This is a genomic window from Selenomonas bovis DSM 23594, from assembly GCF_000381005.1.
Classification (GTDB): Bacteria; Bacillota; Negativicutes; order Selenomonadales; family Selenomonadaceae; genus Selenomonas_C; species Selenomonas_C bovis.
Window position 1 is genome coordinate 1 of the sequence record NZ_KB908444.1, and the last position, 2,312, is coordinate 2,312.

Consider the following 2,312-nt stretch of genomic DNA (forward strand, 5'->3'; position numbering starts at 1 on the left):
ATCCGGGCTCAGTCATCCGCAAATCAAAACCGCAGCGGAGTTCATCAACATGTTCTGAAAAAGCCGTCCACCTTCGGGCGGCTTTCTCATTTTCTCGCTCTGAGCAGCCGCTCCATCATATCATCTTGCGGGAAGCTCTCGAAGCTCGTCGTGCAGTTCTGCTTCACGATGTCGAAGATCTCGTACCACAGATTGTTGGCCTGTTTCTGGAAGTTCTGGCTCATCTGCACGAAGGGACTTGCAATCGCGCCGCCGGTCGTGGGATGCTTGCCGAGCAGACCGTACTGGCTCACGGCTTCCTCGCATTGGATGAAGCGCGCAAAAGCCTGCGCGTAGCTCTCGAGCAGGCGCGGATTCACGAGCCGCTCACAGCGCCGCTCCTTGAGCCACTGCCATGTCTCGCGGTAAATCTCATCCGCGCCAAGCGGCTTTCCGTTGCGCTGCCGCGCGGAAAGGTAGTCGCTTGGATTCGGCATCTCCTCACCCATGAGCTCCTCCGGCTCGTCTAGCTCTGCTCCGGCAAGCGGCGTCACGGACGGCAGCTCGATCCGCACGGCTTTTTTGCCTTCCTGCAGCTTCTCCGCGAGCGGCTGCGGCTTGCATCCGGCACGCGGCCTGCGCCCGCCGCGCTGTGTTCCGTCCTTGGCCAAATCCATCACTTCCTTCCCGCCTGTAGGCGGCTCCTTTAATCCCCCGTTTGATTTCAAACTTTTGCGCGTGAGGGGGCGCTTCCGGTCAATTTTCTGCCGTTTTCAGCGATTTTTACGCCCCCTCCCGGTTATGCTCTCGTTTATTCGTTTTTTCTACGTTTCTTATTTCTCCATCGGTCGCCTGACTCGGCACTGATACGCGAATGGCAGGTCTTGCAGAGCGCCATGAGGTTCTCTTCGTCATGCGTGCCGCCGTGCGCAAGCGGCAGGATGTGGTGCACCTCGGTCGCCTCGGTGAGCCGTCCCGCCTTCCGACACATCTCACAGAGCGGATGCGCGGCGAGGAACAGCGTGCGGATCTTGCGCCAGCGGTAGCCGTAGCGCTTCTTGTTTTCTTCCGGCCGTCCATAGCGCTCATACTGCTGCGCGGCCAGCCGCTTGTGCTCCGGACAGTAGCTCTCATCAGCTTCTACAAGTCTAGCGCAGCCGGGATAGCGGCATGGTTTCTTCGGTTTGCACGGCAACAAGATCACCTCCATGATGTATCACATTTTATCTTTTGCTTTACGTTGTAAACCAAATCGTCTATAATGGAATAAAAGGTGGTGTTTCATTATGGCAACAGTCCCAACACAAATCAGAATTGACCGCGAGGTAAAGGAACAGGCAAATGCGCTGTTCTCCGGTTTAGGGCTCGACATGTCCGGCGCTGTCAATCTTTTCCTGCATCAATGCGTCCTGCGCGGCGGCATTCCCTTCAGCATCGAAATGCCTCACTACAACAGGAATACCATCGCGGCCATGAAAGAGGCGAAGAAAATATCGCGCGATCCTGCAGTCCCCAGCTACGATAGTATGGACGATTTAAAGAAAGCGCTCAACGAATGATGTACCATGTAAAATTCACTTCCGCATACAAAAAGTCATACAAACGAGCCAGGAAGCGCGGCTGGAATCTTCAGCTTTTAGACGATGTCGTAGAAAAACTGCGACTAGGAAAAAAGCTCGAGGAAAGATACGCTGACCATGAGCTGCGTGGAAACTGGGCAGGTTTTCGTGAATGTCATATCCAGCCTGATTGGCTTTTGATTTATCTCATCGAGGGCGATGTTCTGACATTGACGCTCACAGATACAGGAACACACGCAGACCTGTTTGCAAAATAATCACCGTCCGTATGGGCGGCTTTTTTCATGGCATCAAAAAAGCCTTCGAAGGATCATCAATTCCTTCGAAGGCTTTCTGTTCATTTTTCACCACTACCATTTTAACACATCCGCCATCGTATGCAAGAGAACTTGTCTGCACTTCCATGCGGTATCATGCCTTTTGCAAAAAAATATTTTCGATGGCAGCGAGCGCGCGTTCATGGAGAGTCTGCACCCAGCACGGGCTGAGTCCCATCTCCTCGGCAATCGACGGCCACGACTTGAAATCGAGGTAGCGAAGCTCCAGGACAAGCTGCTGGTCGGGATGTTCCACCTGCCGGATGACTGCCATGGACTCGCACTTCGCCTCCACCAGACGGTCGATTTCCTCGTTGATCTCGCGCTCCATACCGACAATCTTGGCGATGGTTCCATCGAGTTTATGTACGTCCGCTGAACCGCTGACCGGTTCCCTGCCAAGGGAGGACGTGACCTGCCCGGCAAGCTGCCGCAG

General features: G+C 54.5%; 5 protein-coding genes. 2 read left to right on the forward strand and 3 right to left on the reverse strand.

Annotated features, from left to right (window positions below):
* Positions 1 to 86: 86 nt before the first annotated feature.
* Positions 87 to 650 carry a P27 family phage terminase small subunit gene (locus tag F599_RS0113155; protein ID WP_019543952.1) on the reverse strand — a complete coding sequence of 188 codons (564 nt, stop codon included), beginning with the start codon at positions 648 to 650 and terminating at the stop codon, positions 87 to 89.
* 140 nt (positions 651 to 790) lie between these two features.
* Entirely contained in the window at positions 791 to 1,174 is a 384-nt protein-coding gene (locus F599_RS0113160; protein WP_019543953.1) for an HNH endonuclease, read from the reverse strand.
* A gap of 91 nt (positions 1,175 to 1,265) precedes the next feature.
* Here F599_RS0113160 and F599_RS0113165 point away from each other — a divergent pair, with 91 nt between their 5' ends.
* Both F599_RS0113165 and F599_RS0113170 read left to right on the forward strand, forming a co-directional pair.
* Complete coding sequence (locus tag F599_RS0113165; protein ID WP_019543954.1) at positions 1,266 to 1,538, forward strand: type II toxin-antitoxin system RelB/DinJ family antitoxin; 273 nt, start codon at positions 1,266 to 1,268, stop codon at positions 1,536 to 1,538.
* Positions 1,535 to 1,816, forward strand: coding sequence for a type II toxin-antitoxin system YafQ family toxin (locus F599_RS0113170; RefSeq protein ID WP_019543955.1), 282 nt, complete (start codon positions 1,535 to 1,537; stop codon positions 1,814 to 1,816). Before F599_RS0113165 ends, F599_RS0113170 begins: the two co-directional genes overlap by 4 nt.
* Positions 1,817 to 1,970: 154 nt before the next feature.
* Here the strand turns inward: F599_RS0113170 and F599_RS0113175 are convergent.
* A partial coding sequence (locus tag F599_RS0113175) for a DUF1492 domain-containing protein (RefSeq protein WP_019543956.1) occupies positions 1,971 to 2,312 on the reverse strand: 342 nt, incomplete at its 5' end.

Excerpts from the sequence above, each read along its gene's own strand:
- F599_RS0113165 (WP_019543954.1), top strand. The coding sequence starts at position 1,266 with ATGGCAACAGTCCCAACACAAATCAGAATTGACCGCGAGGTAAAGGAA.
- F599_RS0113170 (WP_019543955.1), top strand. The coding sequence starts at position 1,535 with ATGATGTACCATGTAAAATTCACTTCCGCATACAAAAAGTCATACAAA.